We start from the raw sequence: 16,688 nt of genomic DNA, 5'->3' as shown, positions 1-16,688 counted from the left end.
GAGGCAGAACGCGGCGATACGTCCGCGAGTCGCGAAAGCCGCGACCGCGTCATCGGAAGGACAGCTTCGTGACCACGAAGTCCCAGGACCGCCGCAAGGTCCGTCTCAGCCGCGCCCTCGGCGTGGCCCTCACCCCGAAGGCCGCCCGCTACCTCGAGAAGCGTCCCTACGCTCCCGGCGAGCACGGCCGCACCAAGCGCAAGGCAGACAGCGACTACGCCGTCCGTCTGCGTGAGAAGCAGCGTCTGCGCGAGCAGTACGGCATCCGCGAGAAGCAGATGCGCAACACCTTCAACGAGGCCCGTCGTCAGGACGGCCTGACCGGTGAGAACCTCGTCGAGCTCCTCGAGATGCGTCTCGACGCCCTCGTGCTGCGTTCGGGCTTCGCCCGCACCACCGCGCAGGCTCGCCAGCTCGTCGTGCACCGTCACATCCTCGTCGACGGCCAGCTCGTCGACCGCCCGTCGTTCCGCGTGAAGCCGGGTCAGCTCATCCACGTCAAGGCCAAGAGCGAGGGCACCGAGCCCTTCCAGGTCGCAGCAGCCGGCGGTCACGCCGAGGTCCTGCCTCCCGTTCCGGGCTACCTCGAGGTCGAGCTCGACAAGCTCCAGGCTCGCCTGGTCCGTCGCCCGAAGCGCGCCGAGGTCCCCGTGACCTGTGAAGTGCAGCTCGTCGTCGAGTACTACGCAGCTCGCTGATCTGCTGACTGGCTCAGCAACACCGCAGAAGGCGTCGGGGTCACCCGGCGCCTTCTGCCGTTTCCGCATACGATGGAGAGACCGCGCCTCCGCGGGTCTGACACGAGGGTGACGACATGAAGAACGTGCTGTGGTTCCTGATCGGCGTGATCGGCGGTTTCGTCGCAGCGCATTTCATGAACAAGGACCCTCGCGGACACGACATCCTCGCCGAGGTCGACGCCCGCATCAACGAGTTCACGACGATCATCGGCGACGCCTATCGCGAGCAGCAGGCGCGACTCACCGACCCCGCAGACGACTGAGCGGTCGGCGCCTCGACGCGCCGTCCGCCTTCCCGCAATCCCCACCCCGTACGCAAGGACACCCGGCACACCCATGAACACTGCGGAGATCGCGCAGCGCTACCTCGACTACTTCGAGAAGAACGACCACCTCATCGTCCCCTCGTCCTCGCTGGTCAGCGACGACCCCTCGCTCCTCTTCACGGTCGCGGGCATGGTGCCGATGATCCCGTACCTCACCGGCGTCGTCCCCGCCCCGCACCCGCGCATCGCCGATGTCCAGAAGTGCATCCGCACCAACGACATCGAGGAGGTCGGTCGCACCGCCCGCCACGGCACCTTCTTCCAGATGCTCGGCAACTGGTCGTTCGGCGACTACTTCAAGGAGGGCGCGATCCGCTACGCCTGGGAGCTGCTGACGAGCTCCGAGGCTGACGGCGGTCTCGGCTTCGACGAGAAGGACCTCTGGGTCACCGTCTACGAGACCGACGACGAGGCTGAGGCCATCTGGCGCGACATCATCGGCCTCAAGCCGGAGCGCATCCAGCGCCTCGGTCGCGCCGACAACTACTGGAACACCGGTCAGCCGGGGCCGGGCGGCCCCGACAGCGAGATCTTCTTCGACCGCGGTCCCGCGTACGGTGCGGACGGCGGACCCGCCGCCGACGACACCCGGTTCCTGGAGATCTGGAACCTCGTGTTCATGCAGGACTTCATCGACAACATCCGCGGCAAGACGGAGTTCGACATCGTCGGCGAGCTGCCGATGAAGAACATCGACACCGGCATGGGCCTCGAGCGCGTCGCCTTCCTCAAGCAGGGCGTCGAGAACATGTACGAGACCGACCAGGTGCGTCCGGTGCTCGATCGCGCGGTCGAGCTCTCCGGCCGTCGCTACGGCGCCGTGCACGAGGATGACGTGCGCTTCCGCGTCGTCGCGGATCACGTGCGCTCCTCGCTCATGCTGCTCTCCGACGGCGTGCGGCCGTCGAACGAGGGTCGCGGCTACATCCTCCGCCGCCTGATGCGCCGCACGGTGCGCGCCATGCGTCTGCTCGGCGTCGACGAGCCGGCGTTCCCCGAGCTGTTCGCCGCCTCGCGCGATGCCATGAAGACGGCCTACCCGGTGCTGGAGAGCGACTGGTCGACGCTGTCCTCCGCGGCGTTCGCGGAGGAGGAGACCTTCCGCCGCACGCTGGCTCAGGGCTCGACGATCCTCGATCTCGCCCTCGACGACACGAAGAAGGGCGGAGGCAGCGCGCTCAGCGGACGTGAGGCGTTCCTGCTGCACGACACCTACGGGTTCCCGATCGACCTCACGCTCGAGGTCGCCGAGGAGGCGGGGCTCGAAGTCGACCGCGCGGCCTTCGACTCGCTCATGAAGGAGCAGCGCGACCGCGCCAAGGCCGACGCCCGCAGCCGCAAGCGCCAGCTCGCCGATGTCTCGGTCTACCGTGACCTCCGTGCACTGGGAGAGACAGGCTTCGACGGGTACTCCGAGCTCGAGGTCGACTCGCGCGTGCTCGGGATCCTCGTCGACGGTCAGGTCGTCCGAAGCGCATCCGAGGGTCAGATCGCCGAGGTCGTGCTCGCCGAGACGACGCTGTACGCGGAGTCCGGCGGTCAGGTGGCCGACAAGGGCGTCATCGTCGGTCCCGGCTACGAGCTCGAGGTCCTCGACGTGCAGAAACCCGTCCCCGGTCTCATCAGCCACACGGTCGAGGTCACCCGGGGATCGGTTTCGGTCGACGACGCGGCGACCACCGTGGTCGACGCGGCGAACCGTCGCGCCGCCCGACAGGCCCACTCGGCGACGCACCTCGTGCACGCCGCGCTCCGCGACACGCTCGGCCCCACGGCCACGCAGGCCGGCTCGCTGAACCGGGCAGGGTACATGCGGTTCGACTTCTCCTGGTCGCAGGCTCTGTCCGCCGACACGAAGACCGAGATCGAGGAGATCACGAACCGAGCCGTCCACGACGCACTCGAGGTCACGACGCGCATCGTCACGCTGGACGAGGCCAAGGAGGCCGGCGCGATGGCGCTGTTCGGCGAGAAGTACGGCGATGTCGTGCGGATGGTCGACATCGGCGGGCCCTGGTCGCGCGAGCTGTGCGCAGGTACGCACGTCTCGAGCAGCTCCGAGATCGGCCTCGTGAGCCTGGTGGGGGAGTCGTCGGTCGGTGCCTCCAACCGCCGTATCGAGGCGCTCGTCGGACAGGACGCGTTCCGAGAGCTCGCCGCCGAGCGTGCCCTCGTGTCGCAGCTCACCGCCTCGTTGAAGGCGCCGCGCGACCAGCTCCTCGAGCGCGTCGCCGACCTGTCGTCGAGCCTCAAGGCGGCGGAGAAGCGCATCGCGCAGTTCGAGGCGAAGGAGCGCGCCGGCCAGGTGCCTGCGATCGCCGACGCCGCATCGCGCGTCGGAGCGTTCCGTGTCGCGGCGCAGTCGCTCGGTGACCTCGCGTCGGCCGACGACCTGCGTGACATCGTCCTCGGCGTGCGCGACCGGCTGGGCTCGGACGCTGCAGTCGTCGCGCTCGGCGGGGTGGTGAACGGTCGGCCGGTCGTCGTGGTCGCCGCGAACGACGCCGCCCGCGCTGCCGGCGCCAAGGCCGGTGCGCTCGCGAAGCGGGCCGCAGCGGTGCTCGGCGGAGGCGGAGGCGGGCGCGACGACGTCGCACAGGGTGGTGGCACCGACGTCGCGGCGCTCGGCGCGGCGCTCGAGGCCGTCTCTCAGGAGCTGCAGACAGCGTGACGGGCTTCCGTCGCGGCGTGCGCATCGGCATCGACGTCGGTCGCGCCAGGGTCGGGGTCGCCCGATGCGACCCCGACGGCATGCTGGCCGTGCCCGTCGAGACGGTGAAGCGCGACGAAGCCTCGGTCGCCCGCATCGCCGAGATCGTCGCGGAGCACCAGCCTCTCGAAGTGGTGGTCGGTCTGCCCGTGAACCTCCAGGGCGCCGACACCGCCTCCACCGCAGACGCCCGCGACTTCGCGGCTGAGCTGGGGGGCCGCCTCGGCCTGCCGATCCGCCTCGTGGACGAGCGGCTCAGCACGGTCACGGCGCACGCCGCACTGAGATCTTCCGGCAGAACCCAGAAGAACTCTCGTAGCATTGTGGATCAGGTCGCCGCCGTGGTCTTGCTGCAGCAGGCGATAGACACGGAGAAGAGCACCGGAAACCCGCCCGGAGCCACGATTCCGCTCGACGAGGAGTCCCCCTGACAATGCCCGAACGCGAGAGTGCCTCCCCCCAGCACGATCCGGACGCCCGCCTGGGTGACCTGTTCTCGAATCTGCCGGACCCCACGCAGCAGAGCCCGACGGTGGACAACACCCCGCCGGCCCCGGGGTCGCGTCGCGCAGCGCGCGAGGCGGCAGCACGGTCCGGTGCCACGGCGGAAGACCCGTCGGCCGGAACCGCCGACGAGGGAGCGCAGGCGTCGCCCTCCGAGCATGACGCGGAGTTCGGAACTCCGACCCGCGCCGTGCCCGTGTCGGCACCGGCAGCGGGCGCGCGGGCTTCGGCATCCGCAGACCCGGCGTCGTCGAGCGGCTCGAGCACCGACGCACCGCGCGCGACAGTCGCTCTCCGCGCCGACGACTCCGCTACCGAGGCGTCCTCGCGCGGTGGGAGTCTCGACGACCTGTTCCACGACGACTCCCGCGACCACGACAAGCCCGCAGCACCGAAGAAGAAGCGCCGCACCGGCTGCCTCGTCGCCCTCATCATCGTGCTCGCGGTGATCGGCGGCATCGTCGCCGGCGGGGTGTGGGCGTGGAACACGTACGGCGACAAGATCAGCGATGCGATGGGCTGGGGTGAGCCCGACGATTGGGAGGCGGGTCAGGCCACGGGCGAGGTCCTCGTCACGATCAGCGAGGGCGACACCGGAGGCCCGGTCTCCAAGTCCCTGTTCGACGCCGGCGTGACCCGCACCGAGGATGTCTTCTACGACTACCTCGTGAACGAGAACATCGCTGTCACCTTCTACCCGGGCATCTACCGCCTGCAGGAGAAGATGACGGCGGAAGCGGCGCTCGAAGCCCTCCAGAACCCCGAGAACAAGATGGAGAACTCCGCGAGCGTATCCGAGGGGGCCACCATCGAGTCGTCGCTCCCGACCATCGCGGAGTCGCTGGGCATGCCGGTGGAGGACTTCCAGGCTGCGATCGATCTCGGCCCGGCGGCGTACGGCGTCGACGCCCAGAGTCTCGAGGGTTGGCTGTTCCCCGCGGTCTACACGTTCGACCCCGGCGTCACGGCGCAGCAGGTGATCCAGCGCATGGTCGACCGCACCCGGGAGTCGCTGAACGCCGCAGGCGTCCCTGCCGAAGACGCGCAGCGCGTCCTGACGATCGCCTCGATCATCCAGCGCGAGGGCGCCACGGCCGACTTCGCGAAGGTGTCCCGCGTCATCCAGAACCGTCTCGACATCGACATGAAGCTGCAGATGGATTCGACGGCGCAGTACGGTTACGGGTCGTTGCATGAGGGCGTCGTGTCGAGCTCCGCCGAGGCGCTGGCCGACCCGAACCCGTGGAACACCTACGTCAACGTCGGGCTCCCCGTCACGCCGATCGCGAGCCCGAGCGACGCGGCGATCAAGGCCGCGATGAGTCCGGCCGACGGTCCGTGGCTCTACTTCGTCACGATCAACCTCGCGACCGGTGAGACGCAGTTCTCCGAGACCTATGAGGAGCACCTGCAGGGCGTGGAGAAGTGGGAGAAGTGGTGCCAGGAGAACCCAGACGGAGGATGCTCGGCGGGATGACCCGGTCGCGTCTCGCGGTCTGGGGCGATCCGATCGCGCACTCCCGCTCTCCGCAGCTGCACGGCGCGGCCTATCGCGCGCTCGGTCTGAACTGGGAGTACACCAGGCGCCGAGTAGACGAGGTCGCGTTCGGCGATGCTCTCGCCTCTCTCGACGACTCCTGGCGCGGCCTCTCGTTGACGATGCCGCTGAAGGAGCAGGCGCACCGGGCGGCCGTGGTCCGCGACCGGCACGCCGACCTGACGGGAGCGGTGAACACGCTGCTGCTCGCCGACGGGCCGCAGGGATTCAACACCGACGTGGGCGGGATCATCGACGCTCTCGGTGAGGACGGCATCTCCGGCGTCGAGTCGATCCGGATCCTCGGAGCCGGTGCGACAGCGGCATCCGCTCTCGTGGCCGTCGCCGAGATGGGAGCGCGCCGGGTCGACGTGCGCGCACGACGCCCGCGCCGGGCTGAAGGCCTTCTCGGCCTCGCCGTGCGTCTGGGACTCACCGGCTCGGTGCGGACGTTCGACGCGCCCGTCGAGTACGCGGACCTGACGATCGCCACCCTGCCCAGCGGGACGTCGCTCGACGAGCCCGTGGTCGAGCGGCTCGGCGAGGCCGGTGGCGTGTTGTTCGACGTCGCCTACGCCCCGTGGCCATCGGTCCTCGCCATGCGATGGCCCGGCCGGTCGATCTCGGGACTCGGGATGCTGCTGCACCAGGCCGTCCGTCAGATCCGGATCTTCCACCACGGCGACCAGGACCGCGTTCTGCCCGACGAGGAGATCATGGTCGAGGCGATGCGCGAGGTCCTGCGGTCTTAGGACGACACGGGGGACGAGCGGGCTCGCGGCTCATGGGAGACTAGAGCAATGCTCCGCGTGCTCACGGCCGGCGAATCGCACGGCCCAGAACTCATTGCCGTCATGGAGGGCCTTCCCTCGGGTGTTCCGGTGTCGTCCGAGGCCATCCAGGCCGACCTGGCACGACGCAAGCTCGGTTACGGCCGCGGTTCGCGCATGAAGTTCGAGCAGGACGAGCTGTCGATCTCGGGCGGCGTGCGACACGGCAAGACGCTCGGCAGCCCCATCGCCCTGCGCATCGGCAACACCGAATGGCCGAAGTGGATCGAGGTCATGAATCCCGAGCCGGTCGAGCTCACCGACCGTTCGCGCGGACGGGGCGCGCCGCTCACCCGCCCGCGTCCGGGTCACGCCGACCTCGTGGGCATGCAGAAGTACGACTTCGACGAGGCCCGACCGATCCTCGAGCGCGCCAGCGCGCGAGAGACGGCGGCCCGCGTCGCGCTCGGAGCGGTCGCGCGGTCGTTCCTCGGCGAACTCGGCATCCGCCTGGTGAGCCACACGCTGTCGATCGGTCCCGTGCGGGTCCCGGACGGCGCCGTGCTGCCCACGCCCGACGACGTCGAGGCTCTCGACGCCGATCCGCTGCGCTGCTTCGACGCGGAGACCTCGACGCGCATGGTCGCCGAGGTCGACGACGCGAAGAAGGACGGCGACACCCTGGGCGGCATCGTCGAGGTGCTGGCATACGGCCTGCCCCCGGGGCTCGGGTCGCACGTGCACTGGGACCGCCGCCTCGACGCACGTCTGGCGCAGGCGCTCATGAGCATCCAGGCGATCAAGGGAGTCGAGGTCGGCGACGGCTTCGAGACCACCCGCCGCCGCGGCTCCGCCGCCCATGACGAGCTGTTCGCGACGGGCGACGGCATCACCCGTGGGTCCGACCGCGCCGGCGGCACCGAGGGCGGCATGTCGACGGGCACCGTCCTGCGCGTCCGCGCAGGCATGAAGCCGATCGCGACGGTGCCGCACGCCCTTCGGACGATCGACGTCGCGACCGGCGAGGATGCCACCGCGCACCACCAGCGCTCCGACGTGTGCGCGGTGCCCGCGGCCGGGGTCGTCGCCGAGGCCATGGTCGCGATCGAGCTCGCCCGCGCCGTGTTGGAGAAGTTCGGCGGCGACAGCGTCCGCGAGACCCGTCGGAACCTCGAGTCCTACGTCGAGGCCATCCCTGTCGAGCTGCGCACGGCTCCGGCCTCCGAGGCGGCGCTCATCGCGCATGACGAGCGAGGCTGACCCGCTGACGCTGGTGCTGGTCGGCCCGATGGCCGCCGGCAAGACCAGCGTGGGTCGTCGCGTGGCTCGCCGGCTCGGTGTGCCCTTCGTCGACACCGACAAGCGGGTCGCGAGCGCGCACGGGCCGATCCCGCAGATCTTCGCCGAGTTCGGCGAGCCGCGATTCCGCGAGCTCGAGCGGGAGGCCGTCGCCGCCGCACTGACCGAGGGCGGCGTCATCTCGCTGGGCGGGGGCGCCGTCACCGATGCGGGCACGCGGGCGCTTCTCGGCGAGCACCCCGTCGTGTTCCTGACCGTTGCGCCCGAGGCCGTCGCGCACCGGATCGGCGGGGGAGCACGACCGCTTCTCGCGGGAGACGACCCCGTGAGCACGTGGACTCGCATCTTCGACGAGCGCAGGGCCTGGTACGAAGAAGTGGCATCGGTCACCATCGACACGTCGCGTCGACCGATGCAGCGGATCGCGGAGGAGATCGCCGCGTGGAGGAGAGGACTGGAATGAGCACCACGACCATCAGTGTGACGGGGGACACCGCGTACGACATCTCGATCGGACGCGGCATCCTCGACCGCGTGTCGGAGGCATTGGAGCCCGGCGTGCGCAAGGTCCTCGTCGTGCACCCGCCGACGCTCGCTGCCCGGGCCGCCGAGCTGCGCGATCGGCTGCTCTCCGACACGGCGAACGGTGCGCGCGAGGTGCTCCTCGCCGAGGTGCCGGACGCCGAGCAGGGCAAGCGCATCGAGGTCGCGGCGTTCTGCTGGCAGGTGATGGGGCAGGCCGACTTCACGCGCACGGATGCCGTCGTCGGATACGGCGGCGGAGCCGTCACAGACCTCGCCGGCTTCGTCGCCGCGACGTGGCTGCGCGGCGTGCAGGTCGTCCAGGTGCCGACGACGGTGCTCGGCCTGGTCGACGCCGCCGTCGGAGGCAAGACCGGGATCAACACCGCCGAGGGCAAGAACCTCGTCGGGGCGTTCTGGGCGCCGCGCGCTGTGATCGGAGACCTCGATGAGCTCGGGAGCCTGAGCGCGAACGAGGCGACAGCGGGGTTCGCCGAGGTCGTGAAGGCGGGGTTCATCTGGGCTCCGGAGATCCTCGACATCATCGAGGCCGATCCGCGCCGCGTCGTCGACACGACGACGGACGAGTTCCGCCGCGCGGTCGAGCTGGCGATCGGCATGAAGGCGCAGGTCGTCTCCGATGACTTCCGCGAGGCCGGTCAGCGCGAGATCCTCAACTACGGTCACACGCTGGGTCACGCGATCGAGCACGCGGAGCGCTACCGCTGGCGACACGGTGCGGCGATCTCCGTCGGGATGCTGTACGCCGCCGAGCTGTCGCGGCTCGCCGGCCGTCTGTCCGATGCGGCAGCCGAGCGCCACCGCTCGATCCTCGAATCACTCGGGCTGCCCACGTCGTACCGCGCGGGTGCCTGGCCGCAGCTGCTCGCCACCATGCAGCGCGACAAGAAGAGCCGGGGCGGGATGCTGCGCTTCATCCTGCTCGACGACATCGCGAAGCCCACCGTGCTGCAGGCCCCGGATGAGTCGCTGCTGTTCGCGGCGTATCAGGAGGTGGGGGCGTGACGCGGCGAATCCTCCTCGTGAACGGTCCGAACCTCAATCTGCTGGGGTCCCGGGAACCGGAGGTGTACGGCACGGCGACGCTCGCCGATGTCGTCGCGCTCACGACAGATGCCGCGGCCGCGCACGGGTTCGAGCTCCGAGCGATCCAGAGCAACCACGAGGGCGTGCTGATCGACGCGATCCACGCCGCCCGAGAGGACTGCGCGGCGATCGTCATCAACCCCGGCGGGCTCACCCACACCTCGGTGTCGCTGCGCGACGCCCTCACCGGCGTGGCTCTTCCCTTCGCCGAGGTGCACATCTCCGACGTCCACGCCCGCGAGGAGTTCCGCCACCACTCGTATCTCCAGGACGTCGCCGACGTGCGCGTCATCGGGGAGGGGGTCTCGGGCTACGAGACCGCCGTGCGACAGCTCGCCGCACTCATCCCGTAGAATCGACTGTCGGCCGCCCCGGGCTCCACCCGGATGAGAGCGGCCCCACGGACTCACGAAACGGAACTCCCGCGCATGGCATCTACCGCAGACATCAAGAACGGCGTCGTCCTCAGCATCGATGGGCAGCTCTGGAGCGTCATCGAGTTCCAGCACGTGAAGCCCGGCAAGGGCGGCGCGTTCGTGCGCACCAAGCTGAAGAACGTCGTGTCGGGCAAGGTCGTCGACCGCACCTACAACGCCGGCGCCAAGATCGACATCGAGAACGTCGACCGCCGCGACTTCACCTACCTGTACACCGACGGCGACGGCTACGTCTTCATGGACCAGACCGACTTCGACCAGATCACCGTCGGCGCACCCACGGTCGGCGACGCGAAGAACTTCCTGCTCGAGAACCAGCAGGTCACGATCGCGCTGAACAACGGCAACCCGCTGTACATCGATCTTCCCGCCTCGGTGATCCTCGAGATCACCTACACCGAGCCCGGACTCCAGGGCGACCGCTCGTCCGCCGGCACCAAGCCCGCGACGCTCGAGACCGGCTATGAGATCCAGGTCCCGCTGTTCGTCGAGGCGGGCACGAAGGTCAAGGTCGACACCCGCACGGGCGACTACCTCGGCCGCGAGAAGTAAGGCGTGAGCGCCCGTACGAAGGCGCGCAAGCGCGCACTCGACATCCTGTTCTCGTCCGACGTCCGCGGCGACGACCTGGCGGTGACCCTCGCCGCCGAGGCGACTCGTGCTGCGAGCGAACCCGCTCGTGAGGCCTCCTGGCTCTACGCTCGCGAGGTGGTGGACGGCATCATCGACCACCGCGACGAGATCGACGAGCACATCACCACCCACAGCCGCGACTGGAAGCTCGAGCGGATGCCCGCGGTCGACCGCGCCCTGCTGCGGATCGGCACCTGGGAGATCCTCTTCAACGACGAGGTCCCGACCGCCGTCGCGATCGACGAGGCGGTCGAGCTCGCGAAGGAGTTCTCGACCGACGATTCCGGCGCATTCGTGCACGGGGTGCTCGCGCGGGTGGCCCGAGCGGCCTGAGCCCGCGCCTCATTGCGGCGGCACCCTCGATGTCGGATGCCGCGGGAAGGATGTCGGGTATGCCCGCGCCGCACGTCGATCTCCGTGATCTCCTGCAGGTCACGGATGCCGGCGGCTATACCCGAGGACTCGCGTACTTCCGCGAGGGCAACGTACTCGACGTCACATGGGATGCGGAGTCTCTCGCGCTCGAGGGGCATGTGCGAGGCGGACAGGATCTCCCCTATGTCACCGGCGTCGACTTCGTCTCGTCGAACGGCAAGCCCCGCATCCGCTCGACCCGGTGCACCTGTCCGGTACGGTCGGGGTGCAAGCACGTCGTGGCGACCGTGCTCGCCTCGAACGTCCACGAGTACTCGAGACAGGCCGAGGCGATGGCATCACCGCCGCAGCGCGAGGCTCCGGTCGCCGCGACGCCGCCCGCCGCTCCGTCGTGGCGGTCGCTGATCGGCGAAGCCCCTCGTCAGCCGCAGGAACTCGCCCTCGGCGTCGAGCTGCGTCATCGTGCGGCGCGGGGAGACAATCATTGGGCGCCGCGACCCGTTCGCGCGGCGACCGCCCGCGACGTCGCGCGGCGCACGGGCGAGCTGCTGCTCGCGATCCGCCCGCTGGTGCGCAGCGCTCAGACCGGTGCATGGATCCAGGGCAAGGCGACCTGGGACTCGGTCCGCCGCGACGTCGTGCAGTTCGGTCGCGTGCAGACCCGGTGGTTCGGCGACCTGCTCAGCATCTCCCGCGACTCGCTGCTGTCGGGCAACGCGGGCGACTGGCTCGTCGTCGACCAGATCGAGTCAGCACTCCTGTGGCGGCACCTCCGCGTCGCTGCCGAGCTCGGCATCCCGCTCGTGTCCACCCAGAAGTCGGCGTCGGTGCGGCTTGCTGCGACGGCGGAGGTGACGGCGGCGATATCGCGCCCGGACGACGACGGACCTCTCGAGCTGACGGCCGAGGTCACGATCGACGATCGGCCGGTGAACGCCGCAGAGGTGCACCCGATCGGCCGTTCCGGGATCTATGCGGCGACGCTCGGCGGCAACCGCATCGAGCTCGTGCTGGCAGAGGCGCCGTTGAGCGACCAGACCTGTGCCCTGCTCACGGCTTCGCAGCCGATCGTCGTGCCGGCCGCAGATGAGGAGGACTTCGTCGCGACGGTCTATCCGCTGCTCGCGCGGCGCTCCGCCGTGCGCATCTCCGGTCGTGTCGCGCTGCCCGAGATCCCCGCGCCCGTCCCCGCCCTGTCGGTCTCGTTCGAGAGCGGCGATGTCGTCGAGTACTCCTTCGCGTGGTCATACGAGGGCTTCGGCACAGTGCCGTTCCTTCCTGCGGCGAACGCCTCCGCGGTGCGCGATCCCGCCGCCGAGGCGGAGTGGCGAGCCGTCGTGGAAGGTGTGTGGCGGGATCACAGCGGCAGGCGGTTCGCGCCGTCCGGCGCCCTCCACGACGTTGACGCCGCGGACTTCGTCGCGCATGCCGTCCCGGCGTTCGAGGCGGCGGGCGTCGCGGTGACGCGCTCGGGGAATCGCAAGGAGTATCGGGAGCTGACCGGGACCCCGGAGGTGAAGGTCACGACGGTCGAGACCACGGATGCGGACTGGTTCGACCTCGGGATCATCGTGTCGATCGACGGTCGCACGATCCCGTTCGGGCCGCTGTTCACCGCGCTCAGCCGCGGCCGCAAGAAGCTGCTGCTCTCCGACGGGGGATACTTCTCCCTCGCTCACCCCGCACTCGACCGGCTTCGAGAGCTCATCGAGGAGGCAGGCGAACTCGACGAATGGGAGACGGGTCCGCGCATCAGCCGCTACCAGACCGACCTCTGGGAGGAGTTCGAGGATCTCGCGGACGAGGCCCAGCCCGCCGTCAGCTGGCGCTCCACGGCCGAGGGCCTCCGGGGCGCCACGGGCGTTCCGCCGACCTCCGTCCCGGTGGGCCTGCAGGCCGAGCTCCGTACCTACCAGAAGCGCGGCTTCGATTGGTTGGCCTTCCTCTGGCACCATCGCCTGGGCGGCATCCTGGCCGACGACATGGGCCTGGGCAAGACCCTGCAGCTGCTCGCCTTCGTCCAGCACACCCGCGAGACGGGGGAGACGCGCCCGTTCCTCGTCCTCGCGCCGACGTCCGTCCTCAGCACCTGGCGGAGCGAGGCGGCGCGCTTCACGCCCGGACTCCGGGTCGCGGTCGTCGAGAGCACGAGCGGCAAGCGCACGGCCCGACTCGCCGACGCCGCGGCGGCTGCCGACATCGTGGTGAGCTCGTACACCGTGGCCAGGCTCGACGAGGATGAGTTCCAGACCGTCGACTGGGCGGGCCTCATCCTCGACGAGGCGCAGTTCGTGAAGAACCCGAAGACCAAGCTGCACCGCGCGATCTCGACCTTCCGCGCGGATGCGGTGTACGCCGTCACGGGCACGCCGATGGAGAACAGCCTGACCGAGCTGTGGTCGCTGCTGAAACTGGCATCCCCCGGTCTCTTCCCCTCGGCGCGGAAGTTCCGCGACCGCTACATCCACCCGATCGAGAAGGGCAAGGTCCCCGAGAACGAGGAGGGGGGCGCGTACCGGGCCCGTCGGCTGGCGCAGCTGCGTCGCCGCATCCGTCCGCTCATGCTGCGCCGTACGAAGGAGCTCGTCGCCGCCGACCTGCCCCCGAAGCAGGAGCAGGTTCTCGAGGTCGAGCTGAGTCCGGCGCATCGCGCGCTGTACGACGTGGTGTTGCAGCGCGAGCGGCAGAAGGTGCTCGGCCTCCTCGACGATCTCGACCGCAACCGCTTCATCGTCTTCCGCTCGCTCACGCTGCTCCGGATGCTGAGTCTCGCCCCTGCGCTGATCGACGAGGACGACGGCGAGATCGGCTCGAGCAAGCTCGACACGCTGCTCGACCGCGTCATGGAGCTGCAGGCCGAATGCCACCGGGCGCTCGTGTTCAGCCAGTTCACCTCGTTCCTCGATCTCGCGGCCCAGCGGCTGAGCGACGCCGGGATCCCGTACGCCCACCTCGACGGCTCCACGCGTCGTCGGCAGGACGTGATCGACTCGTTCAAGGAGGGGCAGCAGCCGGTGTTCCTCATCAGCCTGAAGGCCGGCGGATTCGGACTCACGCTCACCGAGGCCGACTACGTGTTCCTTCTGGACCCCTGGTGGAATCCGGCCGCCGAGGCTCAGGCGGTCGACCGCACGCACCGCATCGGTCAGACCGGTCAGGTGTTCGTGTACCGCATGATCTCGGTCGGCACGATCGAGGAGAAGGTGCTCGAGCTGCAACAGCGCAAAGCGCGACTGTTCACGGCGGTGATGGATGACGAGGAGCTGTTCGCCCAGTCGCTGACCGCCGCCGACATCCGCGGCCTCTTCGACGAGTAGCCGACGGCCGGCACCGCGGGGGGATCTCCACCCGACCCCGGGAATTCACGGCCGGTCACCGCTGCCGCCCAGGAGCCCGCCGGTAGACTCGTACGGCTACTTCAGGAGGTCATACATGAGGATCACGGGACTCGGCCACGCCGGGATGTTCATCGAGACGGTGGGCGGGAACATCATCTGCGACCCCGTTCTCGGGCCGTCCTTCTTCGGCTCGTGGTTCCCGTTCCCCGACAATCGCGGTCTCGACTGGGAGCGCTTCGGACGCGAGGCCGACTTCCTGTACATCTCGCACCGGCACCGCGATCACTTCGATCCGAAGCTCCTCGAGCGCTACATCCGCAAGGACATCGAGGTGCTCCTCCCGGAGTACCCGATCGACGATCTCGAGCAGGACATCCGCGCTCTCGGCTACACGAACATCACCTACGCGCCCGCGGGCGAGATCATCGAGCGCGGCGGCACGAAGATCATGATCACGCCGCTGCGCGCGCCGAGCGACGGCCCGATCGGCGACTCCTCGCTCAGCGTCGACGACGGCACGGGGTCGGTGCTCAACCAGAACGACTCGCACCCGCTCGACCTCGAGAAACTGCTGCACTTCGGCAAGCCCGACGCGTACTTCACCCAGGTCTCCGGCGCGATCTGGTGGCCCATGGTCTACGACCTGCCGATGGACGCCAAGCAGAACTTCGCGAAGCTCAAGCGCGAGGCGCAGAACAAGCGCGCCATGTACTACATCGAGAAGGTCGACGCGCCGCACGTGTTCCCGATGGCAGGGCCGCCCATGTTCCTGCGCGACGACCTTTTCGACTTCAACGGAATGGGTCGCAACGGGGAGTCGATCTTCACCGACCAGAAGCAGTTCCTCGCGCACATGCGCGAACTGGCGCCGCAGTACGACGGCCAGCTGTTCGTCCCCGGCACGCTCGTCACGGTCGAGAACGGTGAGGTCACGACCGAGCAGACGCTCTACTCCGACGACGAGCTCGCGCACATCTTCGACGAGAAGTGGGATTACCTCGAGGAGCAGCGCGCCACCCGCCAGCAGGAGATCCGCGACGAGGAGGCCTCGCGCGCCGAGGTGCTGCCGGCCCAGGAGATCCTGGAGGAGCTCAAGGCGTGGTGGGAGCCGCTGCTGAAGAAGTCGCGCACCATCCGCCTGGGTGTGGGCGGCAACGTGCGCTTCAAGATCGGCGATCTCGACATGGTCGTCGACTTTCCGCGAGCCAAGGTCCGCGAGTACGCAGGCGAGGACTGCATCTACTGGTACACGATCCCGGCGGACCTCGTCTCGACGAACATCCGCGACCACGAGATCGACTGGTCGAACTCGATCTTCCTGTCGATGCAATTCCACGTGGGCCGCAGCGGCAAGTTCAACGAGTTCCTCACCACGTTCCTCAAGTGCCTCTCGGTCGACCGTATCGAGTACGTGGAGAACTGGTACCAGGAGCAGACCGATCAGACCGAGGACGCCGAGATCGGCGACTGGGTCGTGCAGCGACGGTGCCCTCACCTGCGCGCCGACCTCACCAAGACCGGCAAGGTCGACGAGGACGGCATCCTGACGTGCAGCATGCACGACTGGAAGTGGGACCTCAAGACGGGTCGCTGCCTGTCCACCACGGGGCACCCGATCCGCTCGAAGAAGATCGACGAGGTCACCGACGCCGTGCTCCGCGAGGCCAGCTGACTCATTCCGAGATACCAGTACCACCTCATCGCACGGTGGTACTCTCGGCTCATGCCCACGACACTCGCCAGGATTCAGGTCACCCAGACACCTGCATTACGTGACGCGCTCGAGTTGGCGGCGGAGGAGTGGCCGGGGTCGCCGAAGTCCGAGCTGGTCGCGCGCCTCGCGGTTCTCGGTGCGGAGTCTCTCGCCTCGCAACGGTCGGCTCGACGAGCCGCTCGACGGGCAGCGCTCGAAGCGACCCGGGGGACGATCGCGTACCCGCCGGGGTATCTCGAGGAGCTCCGCAAGGACTGGCCGGAGTGATCGTCCTCGACGCCGGAGTCCTGATAGCGCATCTGTCCGTGAGTGACCCGCATCAGGACGAGGCGTTCGACATCCTCGACACCGAGGACGATCTGCTCGTTCACCCCCTCACGATCGCTGAAGCGCTGGTTCATCCGGCGCGTGTCGGCTCCGAGATCGTCGATCTTGCCCGCATCGAGACGCTGGGGCTGATCCGTCGCGAAGAGCAGGTCGACGAACCCGTGCAAATCGCGCGCCTCCGCGCCTCCTCGTCGTTGAAGATCCCGGACTGCGCAGCGCTCGTCACCGCCGAAGCCTTCGGCGCGACGCTCGCGACCTTCCACCGCCGTCTCGCCGAGGTCGCGCGTGCGCGAGGGCTCACGGTCGTGGGCGCCTGAACCCTCCGATAGAGTGGAGAGGCAAGCAACCT

Annotated in this window: 16 protein-coding genes; all 16 read left to right on the top strand. The window is 69.1% G+C overall.

The genetic code is table 11. The features are described from left to right. Positions 1-68: 68 nt before the first annotated feature. The 16 genes from rpsD (at position 69) to M3195_RS11795 (ending at position 16,656) form a co-directional block, all read left to right on the top strand. A complete protein-coding gene (gene rpsD / locus M3195_RS11870) occupies positions 69-698 on the top strand; it encodes a 30S ribosomal protein S4 (protein ID WP_096716119.1) in 630 nt (209 codons plus the stop codon). 116 nt (positions 699-814) lie between these two features. Further along, the gene (locus tag M3195_RS11865) at positions 815-1,003 is read left to right on the top strand and encodes a hypothetical protein (RefSeq protein ID WP_096716118.1); all 189 of its coding nucleotides are present in this window, start codon (positions 815-817) and stop codon (positions 1,001-1,003) included. A gap of 73 nt (positions 1,004-1,076) precedes the next feature. Then, entirely contained in the window at positions 1,077-3,737 is a 2,661-nt protein-coding gene (gene alaS / locus M3195_RS11860; RefSeq protein ID WP_251587792.1) for an alanine--tRNA ligase, read from the top strand. Further along, positions 3,734-4,207 carry a Holliday junction resolvase RuvX gene (gene ruvX, locus M3195_RS11855; RefSeq protein WP_096716116.1) on the top strand — a complete coding sequence of 158 codons (474 nt, stop codon included), beginning with the start codon at positions 3,734-3,736 and terminating at the stop codon, positions 4,205-4,207. Before alaS ends, ruvX begins: the two co-directional genes overlap by 4 nt. Before the next feature lie 2 nt (positions 4,208-4,209). Then, positions 4,210-5,757 (top strand): endolytic transglycosylase MltG, encoded by a 1,548-nt coding sequence (gene mltG / locus M3195_RS11850; RefSeq protein WP_251587790.1) that lies wholly within the window; start codon positions 4,210-4,212, stop codon positions 5,755-5,757. Next, positions 5,754-6,569, top strand: coding sequence for a shikimate dehydrogenase (locus M3195_RS11845; protein ID WP_251587781.1), 816 nt, complete (start codon positions 5,754-5,756; stop codon positions 6,567-6,569). The genes mltG and M3195_RS11845 overlap by 4 nt, the downstream gene beginning before the upstream one ends. 48 nt (positions 6,570-6,617) lie before the next feature. Then, a complete protein-coding gene (gene aroC, locus M3195_RS11840) occupies positions 6,618-7,847 on the top strand; it encodes a chorismate synthase (protein ID WP_251587779.1) in 1,230 nt (409 codons plus the stop codon). Next, positions 7,831-8,349 (top strand): shikimate kinase, encoded by a 519-nt coding sequence (locus M3195_RS11835; protein WP_251587778.1) that lies wholly within the window; start codon positions 7,831-7,833, stop codon positions 8,347-8,349. Before aroC ends, M3195_RS11835 begins: the two co-directional genes overlap by 17 nt. Beyond that, the gene (gene aroB, locus M3195_RS11830) at positions 8,346-9,434 is read left to right on the top strand and encodes a 3-dehydroquinate synthase (protein WP_251587776.1); all 1,089 of its coding nucleotides are present in this window, start codon (positions 8,346-8,348) and stop codon (positions 9,432-9,434) included. Before M3195_RS11835 ends, aroB begins: the two co-directional genes overlap by 4 nt. Further along, complete coding sequence (aroQ, locus tag M3195_RS11825; protein ID WP_251587774.1) at positions 9,431-9,868, top strand: type II 3-dehydroquinate dehydratase; 438 nt, start codon at positions 9,431-9,433, stop codon at positions 9,866-9,868. Before aroB ends, aroQ begins: the two co-directional genes overlap by 4 nt. Positions 9,869-9,943: 75 nt before the next feature. Further along, positions 9,944-10,504 (top strand): elongation factor P, encoded by a 561-nt coding sequence (gene efp / locus M3195_RS11820; RefSeq protein WP_067118332.1) that lies wholly within the window; start codon positions 9,944-9,946, stop codon positions 10,502-10,504. 3 nt (positions 10,505-10,507) lie between these two features. After that, a complete protein-coding gene (gene nusB, locus M3195_RS11815) occupies positions 10,508-10,918 on the top strand; it encodes a transcription antitermination factor NusB (RefSeq protein WP_251587767.1) in 411 nt (136 codons plus the stop codon). A 59-nt stretch (positions 10,919-10,977) separates the two neighbouring features. Next, positions 10,978-14,277 (top strand): DEAD/DEAH box helicase, encoded by a 3,300-nt coding sequence (locus tag M3195_RS11810; protein WP_251587765.1) that lies wholly within the window; start codon positions 10,978-10,980, stop codon positions 14,275-14,277. 115 nt (positions 14,278-14,392) lie between these two features. After that, complete coding sequence (locus M3195_RS11805) at positions 14,393-15,970, top strand: Rieske 2Fe-2S domain-containing protein (protein ID WP_251587763.1); 1,578 nt, start codon at positions 14,393-14,395, stop codon at positions 15,968-15,970. Positions 15,971-16,021: 51 nt separating this feature from the next. Further along, positions 16,022-16,279 (top strand): hypothetical protein, encoded by a 258-nt coding sequence (locus M3195_RS11800; protein WP_251587760.1) that lies wholly within the window; start codon positions 16,022-16,024, stop codon positions 16,277-16,279. Further along, the gene (locus tag M3195_RS11795) at positions 16,276-16,656 is read left to right on the top strand and encodes a type II toxin-antitoxin system VapC family toxin (RefSeq protein WP_308211589.1); all 381 of its coding nucleotides are present in this window, start codon (positions 16,276-16,278) and stop codon (positions 16,654-16,656) included. Before M3195_RS11800 ends, M3195_RS11795 begins: the two co-directional genes overlap by 4 nt. Positions 16,657-16,688 lie beyond the last annotated feature (32 nt).

It is taken from the genome of Microbacterium hydrocarbonoxydans, assembly GCF_023715885.1.
GTDB lineage: Bacteria > Actinomycetota > Actinomycetes > Actinomycetales > Microbacteriaceae > Microbacterium > Microbacterium hydrocarbonoxydans_C.
Note: the sequence above shows the minus strand (reverse complement) of the source record. Positions and strands in the feature narration are given on the sequence as shown.

Excerpts from the sequence above, each read along its gene's own strand:
- M3195_RS11865 (WP_096716118.1), top strand. The coding sequence starts at position 815 with ATGAAGAACGTGCTGTGGTTCCTGATCGGCGTGATCGGCGGTTTCGTC.
- alaS (WP_251587792.1), top strand. The coding sequence starts at position 1,077 with ATGAACACTGCGGAGATCGCGCAGCGCTACCTCGACTACTTCGAGAAG.
- mltG (WP_251587790.1), top strand. The coding sequence starts at position 4,210 with ATGCCCGAACGCGAGAGTGCCTCCCCCCAGCACGATCCGGACGCCCGC.
- M3195_RS11845 (WP_251587781.1), top strand. The coding sequence starts at position 5,754 with ATGACCCGGTCGCGTCTCGCGGTCTGGGGCGATCCGATCGCGCACTCC.
- aroC (WP_251587779.1), top strand. The coding sequence starts at position 6,618 with ATGCTCCGCGTGCTCACGGCCGGCGAATCGCACGGCCCAGAACTCATT.
- M3195_RS11835 (WP_251587778.1), top strand. The coding sequence starts at position 7,831 with ATGACGAGCGAGGCTGACCCGCTGACGCTGGTGCTGGTCGGCCCGATG.
- aroB (WP_251587776.1), top strand. The coding sequence starts at position 8,346 with ATGAGCACCACGACCATCAGTGTGACGGGGGACACCGCGTACGACATC.
- efp (WP_067118332.1), top strand. The coding sequence starts at position 9,944 with ATGGCATCTACCGCAGACATCAAGAACGGCGTCGTCCTCAGCATCGAT.
- M3195_RS11810 (WP_251587765.1), top strand. The coding sequence starts at position 10,978 with ATGCCCGCGCCGCACGTCGATCTCCGTGATCTCCTGCAGGTCACGGAT.
- M3195_RS11805 (WP_251587763.1), top strand. The coding sequence starts at position 14,393 with ATGAGGATCACGGGACTCGGCCACGCCGGGATGTTCATCGAGACGGTG.
- M3195_RS11800 (WP_251587760.1), top strand. The coding sequence starts at position 16,022 with ATGCCCACGACACTCGCCAGGATTCAGGTCACCCAGACACCTGCATTA.